Source organism: Pseudomonas sp. KUIN-1 (assembly GCF_009176725.1).
GTDB classification, from domain to species: Bacteria; Pseudomonadota; Gammaproteobacteria; order Pseudomonadales; family Pseudomonadaceae; genus Aquipseudomonas; species Aquipseudomonas fragariae.
This window is the reverse complement of sequence record NZ_AP020337.1, coordinates 4,737,316-4,753,460: the sequence shown is the minus strand read 5'-3', so window position 1 is coordinate 4,753,460 and position 16,145 is coordinate 4,737,316. Positions and strand designations below refer to the sequence as shown.

Annotated in this window: 15 protein-coding genes; 3 read left to right on the top strand and 12 right to left on the bottom strand. The window is 57.1% G+C overall.

All coding sequences use genetic code 11. The features are described 5' to 3' along the window. The first annotated feature begins 2 nt into the window (after window positions 1-2). Window positions 3-953 (top strand): Nudix family hydrolase, encoded by a 951-nt coding sequence (locus tag KUIN1_RS21290; RefSeq protein ID WP_024651840.1) that lies wholly within the window; start codon window positions 3-5, stop codon window positions 951-953. Between the two features lie 261 nt (window positions 954-1,214). On the opposite strand, the gene KUIN1_RS21285 is transcribed toward KUIN1_RS21290, so the two are convergent. The 3 genes from KUIN1_RS21285 to KUIN1_RS21275 are packed head-to-tail and all read right to left on the bottom strand — an operon-like array spanning window position 1,215 to window position 4,810. Then, on the bottom strand, window positions 1,215-1,793 hold the full coding sequence (locus KUIN1_RS21285; RefSeq protein ID WP_011268839.1) for a cob(I)yrinic acid a,c-diamide adenosyltransferase: 579 nt from the start codon (window positions 1,791-1,793) through the stop codon (window positions 1,215-1,217). Between the two features lie 15 nt (window positions 1,794-1,808). Beyond that, entirely contained in the window at window positions 1,809-3,845 is a 2,037-nt protein-coding gene (locus tag KUIN1_RS21280; protein WP_152092272.1) for a sensor histidine kinase, read from the bottom strand. Window positions 3,846-3,889: 44 nt separating this feature from the next. Beyond that, window positions 3,890-4,810 (bottom strand): putative 2-dehydropantoate 2-reductase, encoded by a 921-nt coding sequence (locus KUIN1_RS21275; protein ID WP_152092271.1) that lies wholly within the window; start codon window positions 4,808-4,810, stop codon window positions 3,890-3,892. Window positions 4,811-4,979: 169 nt separating this feature from the next. On the opposite strand from KUIN1_RS21275, the gene KUIN1_RS21270 reads away from it, so the two are divergent. Next, window positions 4,980-5,459, top strand: coding sequence for a YajQ family cyclic di-GMP-binding protein (locus KUIN1_RS21270; protein ID WP_003304827.1), 480 nt, complete (start codon window positions 4,980-4,982; stop codon window positions 5,457-5,459). Between the two features lie 121 nt (window positions 5,460-5,580). Continuing rightward, a complete protein-coding gene (locus KUIN1_RS21265; RefSeq protein ID WP_003405984.1) occupies window positions 5,581-6,411 on the top strand; it encodes a mechanosensitive ion channel family protein in 831 nt (276 codons plus the stop codon). Window positions 6,412-6,545: 134 nt separating this feature from the next. Here KUIN1_RS21265 and KUIN1_RS21260 read toward each other — a convergent pair whose 3' ends face one another. The 9 genes from KUIN1_RS21260 to tssI form a co-directional block, all read right to left on the bottom strand. Further along, entirely contained in the window at window positions 6,546-7,199 is a 654-nt protein-coding gene (locus tag KUIN1_RS21260) for a DUF2931 family protein (RefSeq protein ID WP_152092270.1), read from the bottom strand. 96 nt (window positions 7,200-7,295) lie between these two features. Next, window positions 7,296-7,949 (bottom strand): DUF2931 family protein, encoded by a 654-nt coding sequence (locus KUIN1_RS21255; RefSeq protein ID WP_152092269.1) that lies wholly within the window; start codon window positions 7,947-7,949, stop codon window positions 7,296-7,298. 96 nt (window positions 7,950-8,045) lie between these two features. Further along, a complete protein-coding gene (locus KUIN1_RS21250; protein WP_152092268.1) occupies window positions 8,046-8,699 on the bottom strand; it encodes a DUF2931 family protein in 654 nt (217 codons plus the stop codon). Between the two features lie 96 nt (window positions 8,700-8,795). Beyond that, entirely contained in the window at window positions 8,796-9,449 is a 654-nt protein-coding gene (locus tag KUIN1_RS21245) for a DUF2931 family protein (protein WP_152092267.1), read from the bottom strand. Window positions 9,450-9,545: 96 nt separating this feature from the next. Then, window positions 9,546-10,199, bottom strand: coding sequence for a DUF2931 family protein (locus tag KUIN1_RS21240; RefSeq protein ID WP_152092266.1), 654 nt, complete (start codon window positions 10,197-10,199; stop codon window positions 9,546-9,548). Window positions 10,200-10,295: 96 nt separating this feature from the next. Further along, window positions 10,296-10,949, bottom strand: coding sequence for a DUF2931 family protein (locus KUIN1_RS21235; protein ID WP_152092265.1), 654 nt, complete (start codon window positions 10,947-10,949; stop codon window positions 10,296-10,298). Between the two features lie 96 nt (window positions 10,950-11,045). Beyond that, a complete protein-coding gene (locus KUIN1_RS21230; RefSeq protein ID WP_152092264.1) occupies window positions 11,046-11,699 on the bottom strand; it encodes a DUF2931 family protein in 654 nt (217 codons plus the stop codon). 96 nt (window positions 11,700-11,795) lie between these two features. Next, the gene (locus KUIN1_RS21225; RefSeq protein WP_103754857.1) at window positions 11,796-12,449 is read right to left on the bottom strand and encodes a DUF2931 family protein; all 654 of its coding nucleotides are present in this window, start codon (window positions 12,447-12,449) and stop codon (window positions 11,796-11,798) included. Beyond that, window positions 12,442-15,909: a type VI secretion system tip protein TssI/VgrG gene (tssI, locus tag KUIN1_RS21220; RefSeq protein ID WP_152092263.1), complete on the bottom strand. Its 3,468-nt coding sequence runs from the start codon at window positions 15,907-15,909 to the stop codon at window positions 12,442-12,444. Before tssI ends, KUIN1_RS21225 begins: the two co-directional genes overlap by 8 nt. Window positions 15,910-16,145 lie beyond the last annotated feature (236 nt).

Here is a 16,145-nt window from a genome sequence, read left to right as displayed (position 1 = left end):
TCGTGAAACGAGTGCATGTGGCCGCCGCCGTCATTCGTGGTGCTGACGGCAGCGTATTGATTGCCCGACGTGCCGATACCCAGCATCAAGGTGGCCTCTGGGAGTTTCCCGGCGGTAAGGTCGAGGAGGGCGAGACCGTCCAGGCGGCGCTCGCACGTGAACTGCAGGAAGAGCTGGGTATCCTGGTGACGGCTGCGCGTCCGCTGATCAAGGTCTGCCACGACTATCCGGACAAGCAGGTGCTCCTGGACGTCTGGGAAGTCTCGGCCTTCACTGGCCAGGCGCATGGCGCCGAAGGGCAGCCGCTGGTCTGGGCCACCCCGCGCGAGCTGGCCAATTATGACTTTCCAGCCGCCAATCAGCCGATCGTCGCGGCGGCACGTTTGCCTGGCGAGTATCTGATCACGCCTGACGGGCTGGACACTATCGAGCTGTTGCGCGGTATGCAGAAAGCCATCGCCGGTGGCATCAAGCTGGTCCAGTTGCGGGCACCGGGCGGCTACGATCCGAAGTACCGTGACCTGGCCGTGGATGCGGCAGGCCTGTGTGCCGGCAAGGCGCAGCTCATGCTCAAAGGGCCTCTGGAGTGGCTGGGCGACTTTCCGTCCGCCGGCTGGCACCTGACGGCGGAGCAGCTGCGCAAGTACGCCAGTCGCGGGCGTCCGTTCCCGGAGAACCGCTGGCTGGCGGCGTCATGCCATAACGCCGAAGAGCTGGCTCTGGCCGAGCAGATGGGCGTGGATTTCGTCACCCTGTCGCCCGTTCAGCCAACCCTGACCCACCCTGATGCACAGCCGCTGGGCTGGCAGCAGGCAACGCAATTGATCGCAGGCTTCAACAAGCCGGTCTTTCTGTTGGGCGGAGTGGGCCCTGCCGAGCGTCAACAGGCCTGGGAGAGCGGCGCACAGGGCGTGGCCGGGATTCGCGCGTTCTGGCCTGACGAGATCGTCTGACGCTCAGCAGAGGACACAGAGCGTCCAGAACGGCATGCCCACGCAGAGTAACTAGCGTTATACACAAGTCTGCTCTTGATTCTGGCCGCAGGCCGTGGGAGCCAACTGCTCGCGAAGAGGCCAGTAAAACCCCTGAAAATGGGGCGTCTGGACCGACGTCTTCGTGAGCCCGCCTCGCTCACTCCCACAAGACCTATACCTAACGCCAGAACGCTGGCGTGAGGATGTCTTCTGTGATGCTCCGTTTAATGGATATGTCCATCAAAGCGGCTTGGGCGCGGGCTGCCAAAGGATCTCGGAAATGCCCTGTCGTCTGGCGATCAATCGGGCTGCGACGAACAGCAGGTCCGACAGCCTGTTGATGTACGCCAGCCCTGCGCCTTCCAGCGGCTCGACGGCATTCAGATGCTGACAGCGACGTTCTGCACTGCGTGCCAGGCTACGGCAGATGTGCGCTTGGGCGATCAGCGATGAACCGCCTGGCAAAATGAAATTCTCCAGCGGGCCCAGTTCCTCATTCCAGACATCAATGGCGGCTTCCAGCCGCTCGACCTCGGCTTCGTTCAGCGCCTTGTAGGTCGGCATGGCCAGTTCCCCGCCCAGATCGAACAGTCGGTGCTGGCAGGGTGCAAGTACTTCGATCACTTCGTTGAGCGCCGGGACGCGCTGAGCTTCATCGATCAGCCCCGCCAGCAACAGTCCCAGCTGGCTGTTGAGCGTATCGACCTCACCGATGGCCTCGACGCGCGGATGATCCTTGGAGACGCGTCGGCCATCGCCCAGACCGGTTTCACCGGCATCGCCGGTACGCGTGTAAATCTTCGACAAACGAAAGCCCATTGATGCGATTCCTGATCAGGATTTTGAAATGACCTGCTGCTGAACGCTCACCGGGTTGGCCACCAGCGGTAGACGCAGCGTAAAGCAGGTGCCCGTGCCGAGAGAGGAATGTACCTCCATCTGGCCTTTGTGGTTGTTGGTGACAATGAAGTAGGACACCGACAGACCCAGCCCGGTGCCCTGGCCGATTTCCTTGGTGGTGAAAAACGGCTCGAACGTACGCTTGCGAATGCTCTCCGACATGCCGATGCCGTTGTCCTCGACCTGAATCTCGGCCCACGGCGGATTGAGACGCGTGCGCAGGGTAATGCGCCCTGGCTCTTCGCTCTCCGGCCGCTGGTGAATGGCCTGCGCGGCGTTCTTCAGCAGGTTCAGCAGCACCTGCTCCAGCTCGTTGGCGATGCATGGTACCGGACCCAGTTCGGGGTCGAACTGACGGATGATGTGCTGACCCTTGAAGTCGAAGCCGATGGTCAGATCGAAGTCGTTACTGGCGATCTCCACGGCCTGATCGATCAAGGCCGGCAAGTCGCAGGGCGATAACTGCCGACTGCTCAGGCGGCTGAAATTGAGCATGTGGCTGACAATTTTTGCGGCCCTGGCACCGGCCTGTTGAATACCGTCGAGCAGTTTCGGCACTTCGCGGCTTTCCAGGTAATGGTTGACCTGCGCCAGATCGATGCCGTCGGCCTCGGCCTGCTCGATGTTCTTCGGCAGTTCCGGGGACAGCCGCCGACGGATGTTCTGTACGTTGTGCAGTATGGCGCCCAGCGGGTTGTTGATCTCATGGGCCATGCCTGCTGCCAGACCGCCGACAGACAGCATTTTTTCCGACTGCACCATCATTTCTTCCAGCGATATGCGCTGGGTGATGTCATCGATCCGGATCACCACGCCGCGCCCGGCATCGCCAGTCAACGGATAGAACGTCAGAGCGTAGTGGCGGGGCTCGTCATTCTTGATCCAGGTCACGCGCTCGATCTTGGTCACGCTGTGACGCTCGACGGTGTGTTTGATCTGCGGCAGAAACGAGCGCATCGGCTCGAAGGCCAGGAAGATCGGCTGGTTCAGCGCTTCGTCCAGTGTGGTGCCGGACAGCGCTGTGGCTTCCTGATTCCACTGGGTGACGTACAACTGTTCATCCAGCGCAATCATCGCCGAGGGCATCGAGTCGATGATGCTGTTGAGGTAATTCTGAAAGCCGGTGAGCTTCTTCTCGATCTTGCTGCGCACCTGGACTTCCAGCTCCAGCTTGCGGTTGGTGTGGCGGGTTTCCTCGGCCAGCCCCTGGGCCTGATCGTAGGCTTCCTGCGAGTCGTCGCGCGCGCGCTTGAGTTGCTGTTCACGCGCTTCGATACGCGACAGCATGGTGTTGAACGCCTCGGCCAGACTGCCGATTTCATCATCGTTGCCGGGTTCTGCGCGCAGTGCGTAGTTCTCTTCGCGGGTCACCTGCCGGGACAATTCTTCCAGTTGGTAAATGGGCTCGGTGATCAGTCGGCGAATCTGCCGCGCCACCACCAGCCACAGCAACACGCTGAACACCAGAATGCCCAGGCTGGCGGTGAGCGTGCCGGTGTAGAAGGCCGGTGGCAGCTCGCTGCTGGCCACCAGCAGCAGATGCCCTGGCGGCTCGTCACCTTTGGGTACGGTGATGACTTGCGTGCTGCGAAATTCGGTGAGGCGCCAGCTATCCAGGTCTTTAAAGCGTCTGGGCAGCTCAAGGCTTTCGCCCTGATGCATCTGTTCAAGCCGCTCGCCGCTGTTGTCATACAGGGCTGCGGCACGCAACGGCCCGTAGCTTCTCAGCTCCTTGAGCAGCGCGCGCGCCTCATCAGGCGAGTACAAGGCCCGCTCGTTGAGGTTGGCGCTGCTGATCAGCCTGCCGATGGTCTGCAGGGCCTGCGGAGCCATCGCCTCCTGAGAGATGTAGTAGGCCGCGCTGATGAAGGTCAGGTTGGCGACCAGCAGTACAGTGGTCATCAGGACCAGCAGGGCAGCCAGCAGTTTCTGACCTACCGGCAGGTTTTCCAGGCGTTGGCGCAAAGGCATTGGGCAAGTCGCAGTGACGGGTGATGCGAGCAGGGTAGCGCGGGCTAGTCGGTACGCAAACCCTTGCTTGCCAGATGAGCGGTCAGACGCGTCTGCAAATGCTGCAGGTGCGGTGCCGGGCAGCCATGACGCACTGCGGCTGCGCACGCGTAACCCAGCAGGTAGCTGATTTCGGTGCGTCGCCCGTGAAGCACATCCTGATACATGGATGAGTAGTTGGCGGCGGTCGCCTGGATGACCCGCAGCACTTCAGCGTGCAACTCCTGCGCAGCCGCTGGCTGGCCGCAGCGGCCCAGCAGTTCGCTCAACTCGGCGCACAGCGTGGCGACCTCGCAGGCGTGTTCGAGCAGGCCACCATTACGGCAGTCGTGCAGGACCGTTAGCGGGTTGATCGCACAGTTGAGGGCCAGCTTGCGCCACAGGCGGGTCAGGATGTCCGGCGTCCATTCGTGGGGAATGCCACTGTCGTGCAAATCCTGCACAAGCGCGGGGGCTGTCGGGTTGGATGCATCACCCAGCCAGTTGAAACCATGGCCAGCGAACCTGACGCGCCAGTCCGACTCCAGAAATGCGCCTTCGGTGCTGGACGCGAACAGGCAGCGCGCGTGGGGTATTTGTGCGGCCACTGCATCCTGGCTGCCCAGACCGTTCTGCAGCAGGATGACGTCGGCCTGCGCCGTCAGTCGCGGAGCCAGTTGAGCGACAGCCTGCTCGGCCTCGTAAGCCTTGCAGGCCACCAGCAGCCGTTCGATGGGCTGTCGATGGTCGGCGGTCTGTGCTTCGACCCGGTACGCATGGGCAATATCGTTCTCGACCAGCGTCACGCAGCTGCCATTGGCTTGATAGGCGGCCAGCCGATCCGCGTTACGAAGGATCAACCGCACCGGCAGATTCGCGCGTGCCAGTCGCGTCGCCCAGAGACTGCCCAGGCTGCCCGCACCGAGAACATGCCATGTCGCCGCCATCACAGCGGCACGTTATGGCGCTGAAGCGGTCTGCAGAAGGTGAAAACAAGGATGTGCATGGAAGGCTCACAGTGAACGCCGGAAAAGTCTCGTTATAATGAGCGTTCTTTCACACCGTCAAGTCATGCGTGCCCGAATTGTGCGCACGCCGTTTATCTGGAGAACATACATGCCCTCGTTCGACGTAGTGTCCGAATTGGATAAACACGAAGTCACGAATGCCGTCGACAACGCTATCAAAGAGCTGGACCGTCGCTATGACCTCAAAGGCAAAGGCACGTTCGAGTTCAAGGAACTGACTGTCACGCTGACCGCAGAAGCAGACTTCCAGCTGGAGGCCATGATCGAAATCCTCAAGCTGGCGCTGGTCAAACGCAAGATCGACGCGAAGTGCCTCGAGATCAAGGACGCTTATGCTTCCGGCAAATTGATGAAGCAGGAAGTCATCCTGCGTGAAGGCATCGACAAGGAGCTGGCGAAGAAAATCGTCGCTCACATCAAGGAAGCCAAGCTCAAGGTCCAGGCCGCCATCCAGGGCGAGCAGGTGCGGGTGACCGGTAAGAAGCGCGACGACCTGCAAGAAGCCATCGCAGCGCTGCGTGCCTACGATTCGGGCATGCCGTTGCAATTCAACAACTTCCGCGACTGATCGTTGCATTGAAAGCCGGGGAACCCTGCGTTCCCCCGCCAGTCCGAATCGCCCTGAGCATTGAAATGACGGCAGGCCGCCGTGGTTTTGATCGCAGTTCGTGACGAGTAAGGAGATAACGATGGATTTAAACGCAGAAGTCGGTCATCTGTGGCAAGCGTCGCAGGCCTGGATTCCGATGATCATGGAGTACGGCAGCCGCTTGCTGCTGGCAGTCGTCACGCTGTGCGTAGGCTGGTGGCTGATCAACCGGCTGACCGGCAAACTGGGCGCCTTGCTGGCCTTGCGACACGCCGATCTGGCCTTGCAGGGCTTTGTCAGTAATCTGGCCAACGTCATTCTGAAAATCCTGCTGGTGGTCAGCGTCGCGTCGATGATCGGCGTGGAAACCACCTCGTTCGTGGCGGCGATCGGTGCGGCCGGTCTGGCGATCGGTCTGGCCCTGCAAGGCAGCCTGGCGAACTTCGCCGGTGGCGTACTGATTCTGTTGTTCCGCCCGTTCCGTATCGGTGACTGGATCGAAGCCCAGGGTGTGGCGGGAACCGTCGACAACATCCAGATCTTCCACACCGTGCTGCGCACCGGCGACAACCGTACCGTGATCATTCCCAACGGCAACCTGTCCAACGGCATCATCACCAACACCAACCGTCAACCGACCCGCAAGATCACCTTCGACATCGGCGTCAGCCATGATGCCGATCTCAAGAAGGCCTTGCAGGTCCTGCTGGACATGGCCGACGACCCGCGCGTCCTCAAGGACCCGGCCCCCCAGGCTGTGGTGGCAGCGCTGGGGGAGAACGCGATTACCTTGTCCCTGCGCGTCTGGACCAGCAGTGGCGACATGGGCGACGTGACGTCGATGTTCAACATCGAAGCGCGCGACCGCCTGAAGGACGCCGGCATCGAGATCCCACTGCCGCAACGGATTGTGCGGGTGGTTCAGGAATAAGGGTTTGTGCGGTAAGACAAAGCCCTGGCTCTTGAGAGTCGGGGCTTTTTTAGTTGCAGTGTCCAGCGAAAGGCGATTTCGAAAACAGCACAATGGCCCTACGCATCCAGGATGCTTAAAGGGCCAGCGCTGACCTACTTCCAAGAGTCGTACGGCACACCAAATTTTTCGATATAGGCTTTGGATTCATCGGAGAGAGAGTCGTATTTACCACCAGACTTACCTTCATACGGGCCCCGCGGATCAATCATAGCTTTTACCGTAGTCACTTCGACCGGTGTCATGCAAGGACCGCCGACCCAGACTCTGGCAATGCCTCCGGGTACCAGCCTTATGCCGATTGAATCACGATAACCCGTGATCCATTTCCCATTAAAAGTACAGAAAACTTTTTCGCCCTTGCGCATAAGCTCTCTGGTCGCCTCGGGTATTTTTACCACCATCAGGTAGGTCTGCGGCTCAACCAGCGATTGCCAACGGACATGGATATATTTGGGCAATTCCGCACCTATCACACGTTTTCCGCCTCCGGCAGGCCCTCTTTTCGGCCAACCACGAGGATTGCCGGAGTTGTTGGGAGGCGATTGCATTGACGCAATGCCACTCGCCGCACGTTGAAACACATGGTCCTGAATGTCGACCACATCGGCTGTTTCGATCCAGACCTCCATGTAGTCAGGAGCCGAGAACCCCAGCGTCCATGCTTTATAGGGCATTGACTGACTACTGGCGACAGTACAACCACCGAGCAGAAACGCGGCAAGCGCGATACGTATAAAATTACTCATTTGGATGCACCGTGCGTACAGAGTTTTCGTCTGGTCGATTAAAGATGTGACGTGCCAGCCCTTCGCATCCAGAATGCTTAAAGGGCCAGCGCTGACCTACTTCCAAGAGTCGTACGGCACACCAAACTTCTCGACATAGGCTTTGGAGACATCGGAGGGAGGGGCGTACTCACCACCAGACTTACCTTCATACGGGCCGCGCGGATCAATCACCGCTTTTACCGTAGCCACCTCGATCGGTGTCATGCAGGGACCGGTTACCCATACTTTGGCAATACCTCCGGGGACCAGCCTTATGCCGATTGCCTCACGATATCCGGTGATCCATTTCCCATCAAATGTACAGAAAACTTTTTCGCCCTTGCGCATAAGCTCCCTGGTCGCCTCGGGGATTTTAATCACCATCTGGTAGGTTTGCGGCTCGACCAGCGATTGCCAGCGGACATAAATCTGTTTGGGCAAGTCAGCCCCTGTAACGTATTTGCCCTTACCCCAACTTGCTCTTTTCGGCCAGCCTCGGGGATCGCCGGTGTTGTTAGGAGGCTCTTGCATTGCGGCAATGCCACTCATTGCACGTGGATATACCTGGTCCTGAATATCGACCACATCTGCCGTTTCGATCCAGACTTCCATGTAAGCGGGAGCCGAAAACCCCAAGCGCCAAGCCTTATAGGGCATTGACTGGCTATTGGCAAAGGTGCAGCCACTGAGCAGAAAAACGACAAAAGTGATACGGATAAAATTAATCATTTGGATGCACCGTGCGCACAGAACTTTCGTCTGGTCGAGTAAAGATATGACGTGCCAGCCCTTCGCATCCAGGATGCTTGGAGGGCCAGTATTGATCTACTTCCAAGAGTCGTACGGCACACCAAACTTCTCGATATAGGCTTTGGAAACTGCTGAAAGGGGCCTGTAGTGACCACCAGACTTACCTTCATACGGACCGCGCGGATCAATCACGGCTTTTATCGTAGTCACCTCGATAGGTGTCATGCAGGGACCGGTTACCGATACTTTGGCAATGCCTCCGGGAACCAGCCTTATACCTATTGCCTCACGATATCCGGTGATCCATTGCGCATCGGCCGCGCAGAACACTTTCTCCCCCTTGCGCATAAGCTCCCGGGTCGCCTCGGGGATTTTAATCACCATCTGGTAGGTTTGCGGCTCGACCAGCGATTGCCAGCGGACATAGATCTGTTTGGGCAAGTCAGCACCTGTCACGTACTTGCCCTTACCCCAACCTGCTCTTTTAGGCCAGCCTCGGGGATCGCCGGAGTTGTTGGGGGGCGTTAGTATTGCAGCGTTGCCACTCATCGCACGTGGATATACCTGTTCCTGAATATCGACCACATCCGCCGATTCGATCCAGACTTCCATGTAAGCGGGAGCAGAAAATCCCAAGCGCCAGGCTTTATAGGGCATTGACTGGCTATTGGCGAAGGTGCAGCCGCTAAGCAGAAAAGCGACAAAAACGATACGGATAAAATTAATCATTTGGATGCACCGTGCGCACAGAACTTTCGTCCGGTCGATTAAAGGTGTGACGTGCCAGCCCTTCGCATCCAGGATGCTTGGAGGGCCAGTATTGATCTACTTCCAAGAGTCGTACGGCACACCAAACTTCTCGACATAGGCTTTGGATGCATCGGTGAGAGGGTCGTACTCACCATCAGACTTACCTTCATACGGGCCACGAGGGTCAATAACGGCTTGTACCGTAGTCACCTCGACCGGTGTCATGCAGGCGCCGCCTACCCAAACCCTGGCGATACCTCCCGGGATCAGCCTTATGCCGATTGCCTTACGATAACCCGTGATCCATTTTCCATCGGCCTCGCAGAACACTTTTTCCCCCTTGCGCATGATCTCTCGAGTGGCCTCGGGGATTTTTATCACCATCAGGTAGGTTTGCGGTTCAACCAGCGATTGCCAGCGGACATGGATATATTTGGGCAAGTCCGCGCCTAACACACGTTTTCCGCCTCCGGCAGGCCCTCTTTTCGGCCAACCACGAGGATTGCCGGAGTTGTTGGGAGGCGATTGCATTGACGCAATGCCACTCGCCGCACGTTGAAACACATGGTCCTGAATGTCGACCACATCGGCTGTTTCGATCCAGACCTCCATGTAGTCAGGAGCAGAGAACCCTAGAGTCCATGCTTTGTAAGGTAGTGAGCTACTGCTAGCAAATGTGCAGCCACTCAGCAGAAAAACGACAAAAGTGATACGTATAAAATTAATCATTTGGATGCACCGTGCGCACAGAGTTTTCGTCTGATCGATTAAAGATGTGACGTGCCAGCCCTTCGCATCCAGGATGCTTAAAGGGCCAGCATTGACCTACTTCCACGAGTCGTACGGCACACCAAATTTCTCGATATAGGCTTTGGATACATCGGAAAGAGAGTCGTACTTACCACCAGACTTACCTTCATACGGACCGCGCGGATCAATCACGGCTTTTACCGTAGTCACCTCGACCGGTGTCATGCAGGCGCCGCCTACCCAGACTCTGGCGATACCTCCGGGGACCAGCCTTACACCGATTGAATCACGATAACCCGTGATCCATTTCCCATCGGCCGCGCAGAACACTTTCTCCCCCTTGCGCATGATCTCTCGAGTGGCCTCTGGGATTTTAATCACCATCAGGTAGGTTTGCGGTTCGGCCAGCGATTGCCAACGGACATAGATCTGCTTGGGCAAGTCCGCCCCTGTTACGTGTTTACCTTTACCAATGCCAGCTCTTTTCGGCCAACCACGTGGATCGCCTGAGTTGTTGGGGGGGGTTAATATTGACGCGGTACCACTCATCGCACGTTGAAACACATGGTCCTGAATGTCGACCACATCTGCTGTTTCGATCCAGACTTCCATGTAGTCGGGGACCGAGAACCCCAGGTACCAGGATTTATAAGGCATTGACTGGCTGCTTGCGAAAGTGCAACCACCGAGCAGAAGCGCGGCGAGCGCGATACGTATAAAATTAATCATTAGGATGCACCGTGCGCACAGAGTTTTCGTCTGGTCGATTAAAGATGTGACGTGCCAGCCCTTCGCATCCAGGATGATAAAAGTGCCAGCACTGACCTACTTCCACGAGTCGTACGGCACACCAAACTTCTCGACATAGGCTTTGGAAACGGCTGAAAGGGGCCGGTAGTGGCCACCAGACTTACCTTCATACGGGCCGCGCGGATCAATCACGGCTTTTACCGTAGCCACCTCGATCGGTGTCATGCAGCCGCCGCCTACCCAGACTTTGGCGATACCTCCAGGAGCCAGCCTTATACCGATCGAGTCACGATAACCGGTGATCCATTCTCCACCAAATGAACAGAAAGCCTTTTCCTCTTTGCGCATGAGCTCCCGGGTCGCCTCGGGGATTTTAATCACCATTTGGTACGTTTGCGGTTCTGCCAGCGATTGCCAACGGACATAGATCTGTTTGGGCAAGTCGGCCCCTGTTACGTGCTTACCTTTACCTATGCCGGCTCTTTTCGGCCAGCCACGTGGATCGCCTGAGTTGTTGGGGGGGGTTAATATTGACGCGGTACCACTCATCGCACGTTGAAACACATGGTCCTGAATGTCGACCACATCTGCTGTTTCGATCCAGACTTCCATGTAGTCGGGGACCGAGAACCCCAGGTACCAGGATTTGTAAGGCATTGACTGGCTGCTGGCGAAAGTGCAACCACCGAGTAGAAGTGCGGCGAGCGCGATACGTATAAAATTAATCATTTGGATGCACCGTGAGCACAGAACTTTCGTCTGGTCGATTAAAGATGTGACGTGCCAGCCCTTCGCATCCAGGATGCTTAAAGGGCCGGCACTGACCTACTTCCACGAGTCGTACGGCACACCAAACTTCTCGACATAGGCTTTGGAGACTGCTGAAAGGGGTCGGTAGTGGCCACCAGACTTACCTTCATACGGGCCGCGCGGATCAATAATAGCTTTTACCGTAGCCACCTCGATTGATGTCATGCAGGCGCCGCCTACCCAGACTTTGGCAATGCCTCCGGGGGCCAGCCTTATACCAATTGAATCACGATAACCCGTTATCCATTTCCCATCGGCCGCGCAGAACACTTTCTCCCCCTTGAGCATGATCTCTCGAGTGGCCTCAGGGAATTTAATCACCATCAGGTAAGTTTGCGGTTCGGCCAGAGATTGCCAACGGACATAGATCTGTTTGGGCAAGTCGGCACCTGTTACATTCTTACCGCTGCCGAGGGCTATTCTTTTTGGCCAACCTCGCGGATCGCCAGAGTTGTTTGTGGGAGTTAATATTGACGCGTTACCACTCATCGCACGTGGGTATACGTGGTCCTGAATATCGACGACATCGGCTGTTTCGATCCAGACTTCCATGTAAGCGGGGGCAGAGAACCCCAGATACCAGGATTTGTAAGGCATTGAACTACTGCTAGCAAATGTGCAGCCACTGAGCAGAAAAACGACAAAAGTGATACGGATAAAATTAATCATTTGGATGCACCGTGCGCACAGAACTTTCGTCTGGTCGAGTAACGATATGACGTGCCAGCCCTTCGCATCCAGAATGCTTAAAGGGCCGGCACTGACCTACTTCCAAGAGTCGTACGGCACACCAAACTTCTCGACATAGGCTTTGGAAACTGCTGAAAGGGGCCGGTGGTGGCCACCAGACGTACCTTCATACGGACCGCGCGGAGCAATCACCGCGTGTACCGTAGTCACCTCGACCGGTGTCATGCAGGCGCCGCCTACCCAGACTTTGGCAATACCTCCGGGGACTAGCCTTACGCCGATTGAATTACGATAACCCGTGATCCATTTCCCATCAAATGCACAGAACACTTTTTCGCCCTTGCGCATAAGCTCCCTGGTCGCCTCGGGGACTTTAATCACCATTTGGTACGTTTGCGGTTCTGCCAGCGATTGCCAACGGACATAGATCTGTTTGGGCAAGTCGGCCCCTGTTACGTGCTTACCTTTACCTATGCCGGCTCTTTTCGGCCAGCCACGTGGATCGCCTGAGTTGTTGGGGGGAGTTGATATTGATGCGTTGCCACTCATCGCACGTGGGTACATATGGTCCTGAATATCAACCACATCGGCTGTTTCAATCCAGACTTCCATGTAGTCGGGGACCGAGAACCCCAGATACCAGGATTTGTAAGGCATTGACTGGCTGCTGGCGACAGTACAACCACCGAGCAGAAACGCGGCAAGCGCGATACGGATAAAATTACTCATTTGGATGCACCGTGCGTACAGAGTTTTCGTCTGGTCGATTGATGAAGATAATGTTCAGGTCGCTATTGTTAAGATTTTTAGCGGCGTTCCAGTTATCGGAGATATGCACATAACGGTGAAACAGCAGTTCTTCCTCCTGCGAGGTTAGCCCGGTTGTTCTGCTTTTCCCTTGAGCGTAAGCCATCAGTTTCTCGGAGATGGGGACGAGCTCCGCAGGTAAAGAGAGTCGCATTTCACCTTCGTCTATCTCGCCAAACGGCACCCCATTTTTCACGGCCAGTTCGCGCATGATCCGAAAGTAGATCAAGGACAGATCACCGCGGACTTCGCGCTGGCTGCTTACGGCGGCATACACGTGTTTCATGTCTTTGCGGTTGTCTCTGTCGGTGTTACGAAACGGCACCTCCCACGTGCGGATCTCCAACGGAAGGTTATAGGGGGCCAGTTGGTCTTGAAGCCGTCTCAAGTCCTGCTGGGCAAGCTTGTAACTGTTGGCGTCAGCGAACGACGTCCTTTCTTCAACCGTGCTTTTACGCGGTTTGCTGAGCAGGATGCGCTCCATCGCCTTGGGTAAATAACCGCCGCCCAGGTCTGAGTGCGCGCCAGGCAGGACAATATCGGCCGATCCAAGGCTGTTGAGGGCAAAGTTATAACGGCGTTCATTGCGAGCGACCAACTGGACGACTTTGTGGGCCGCGTCTGGCGCCAGATGGATGTTGATCCCAGGGTTATAAGCGTTATTACCCGTCCAGTCCCCCTTCAGCGGATTGGCAATGGCCGCGACCGTGTCGTAAACGCCAATGAAATTGATGGAAAAATCGATATGCGGCTTCCAGGCAAAGCTGTCCACTAACCCTGGAGTGCCAGCGGGGATCGCCTTAGCCAGAATGCTTCCTTCGCCCTTGAGGACTTCATTGGCAAAATCCCTGGCTGCGGCAGCACCACGGCTGAAGCCGAAAATATCGAACTCGATTTTAGCGACACGCTTATCGGGGTTGTTGTCCTGAAATGTTCGGATAGCCTCGAGAATAAGCGGCGGGGTTTCTTCAACTCGCGCCCGGACGCCCTGCACACCCATACCCGTGCCTTGCGAAAAGGTGGAATCTCCTGCGGTACTGCTGGTACCGATCCCGTCCAAATATACGGACAGGTTTGCGGTTTTGGCGTCAATCGGAAGTGTTATGTCCCGCTGGTCTATATAAAGGGCATAAAGACGGGCGACGTTGCTGACATCATTGCCATAACTGTTATCCGGACTGCTTCCCTTGCCGTCAAAACCATGAGCCGCGCAGTACTGACGAATATCTTCAGCGGCTTCCTCCAGGTTCACGTCTGACGCAAAGCAGCCAAACGCCCGCTCACTGTTGATGCGGTTGTTGCCCGTCCCGTCAAAGAACATCCCGATTCGCAAGGTGATCTCTTCCAGCTCAACCTCTTCTTCCTCTTCCTCAAGCTCCTCTTCCGTCGGCGCCTGGGCACTGAGCTCTCCCATGGGGGGCGGACTCAGTAATTGCCCCGCAATGGCTGCGCCAGCGGCACCCGGAACGAGTGGCGTCAGAATACCGATCCCGGTCCCGACACCTGCAGAACCTCCTGTATTGACCTTCACCTCGGGACCGCTGATTGTCACGCCACCGGCGTCCAGCTTGACGAAGCTGCCACCTGCCTTGGCGGTCAGTTCCACTCCGGCCTCAATCACCACCTTGTCGCCTGCGTGGTAGTGAATCTCCGTACCGGCTTCTACAAACTGCGCCGCCCCGATTTTCACATGCCGGGTCACGCCGACGGTCAGGTGGTCATCTGCTCGCGCTTCAGTCTTGCGGTCCAGGTGCGTGATTCGATGTTCTTCCACCTTGAACTCGCTGAACACATCGGCCTCGACCGTGTCATGCCGCTCATTGCCGATGTGGATCTTCTGGTCATGCTCGATGTTTTCATCCCAGTCGCGCTGGGCGTGCAGGTAGATCTGTTCCGCACCTTTCTTGTCTTCGATGCGAAACTCGTTGTAGCCCTTGCCGCCCGGTGAGCTGAGCGTCTTGAAGGTGCTGCGGGTTTTGTTCGCCGGCAGGTCGTAGGGAACGACGTTTTCCTTGTGAAACAGGCAGCCGCTGATCAGCGGTTGGTCGGGGTCGCCTTCGAGGAAGGTGACGAGTACCTCCATACCCACGCGTGGAGTGGCGATGCCTCCGTAGGCATTTCCGGCCCAGCCAGTGGCGACGCGCAACCAGCAGCTGGAGTTGTCGTTGGCCTGGCCGTCACGATCCCAATGGAACTGGACTTTGACACGCCCGTATTCGTCGCAATGGATTTCTTCACCCGGTGGCCCGGTGACGAAGGCCGTCTGGATACCCAGCGCTTTGGGTTTGGGGTGCTCCAGGGCAGGGCGGTAATGCGCATCCCACGGCGTGGCCAGGAAGTGATTACGGTAGCCCTGGTGAAAATCGTCTTTGTTATCCGTGACGTCGCTGGTGACGTTTGCGCCCAGCACTTGCGGCTGTTTGCCTTCGTGAATGACTTCCAGCAGCAGCCAGAGGTCGTTCCACTCTGCGCGTGGATGTTCGTTCAGGGCCAGGAAATGGCCGCTGACCAGCGTCGGCTCGTCGCCTTTGCCTTCGGCGAGCTGGTAGTCGCTGCGATGGCGTTCCAAGGCGCGGGTCGCCAGTTGTTTGCCGCGCTCACGGCTGGTGAAGCGGCCAGGGTAGTCGTAGTCCTCCAGGTCCGGAGCAAAGGCGCTTTTGGCGGCGCTTTCGGGCAGGATGCCTGGCTTTTTGAAATCGTAATCGCGCCGGCTGACGCGGGTGGTGCGGGTTTCCAGGCGCAGGTTGAAACGTTTGATCACCGGCTTTTCAGCGGCCATGCCGGAGTCTTGCTGATAGCTCACTGGCGCCAGTTTGCGGAACACCGTCTGATCATCGCCGAACACCAGTGTGTGACCGCTGGCACTGTGCTGGAAGTGGAAGTGAATGCCTTCTTCTTCACACAGGCGCTGGATGAAATGCAGGTCTGACTCGTCGTACTGCACGCAGTAATCGCGCTCGGGGTAGGTCGCACCGAGCTGAAAGCTGTAGGCGTCGGCCAAGATGCCACGGGCTTCGAGGACCTGGGCGATGATCTTCGGTACGGTCAGTTGCTGGAAGATTTGTTGGTCGTGGTTGTGGCGCAGGTAAGCCAGCTGCGGCATGAGCCTGATGCTGTAGCGGGTCAGGCTTTTGCCGGAGTCGCCTTGCGTGATGCGATAGACCAGACCGTGGACAAGGCCCTTGCCGGTGGCACCGAAGGTCAGGCAGCCACGCTTGTGCAGCAACTCTTCGAGCTTCAGGTCGGGGCGGGTGCTGACCAGTTCGATGTCGAAGCAGAACGGCTGATTGAGGGCTTCACGCCCCACAAAACCGAGTACCTGAAAATCAACGGATATCCCCTCCAGCGTGAGGGCAATATGGGTTGCGTTTGCGTCCAGCATGTCTTGAGTTCCATCCTTTGAAACAATCTATAACCTGGATGGTGCTTGAATACATCCTTTATCTCAATGCAGAAATTGAGCAGGGCGCTACCGCAGCAAAAATCCAGAGTTTTCCTACAGCGTCTTGCCGTCGGATATTTGTACTGTTGAAGGGGCTCACCGAGAGGGCACCGATCAAAGAAGCTTTGGCCACTCTTCTCGCTGTTAACTCAGCGATTTTCATTCAAGCAGCACCT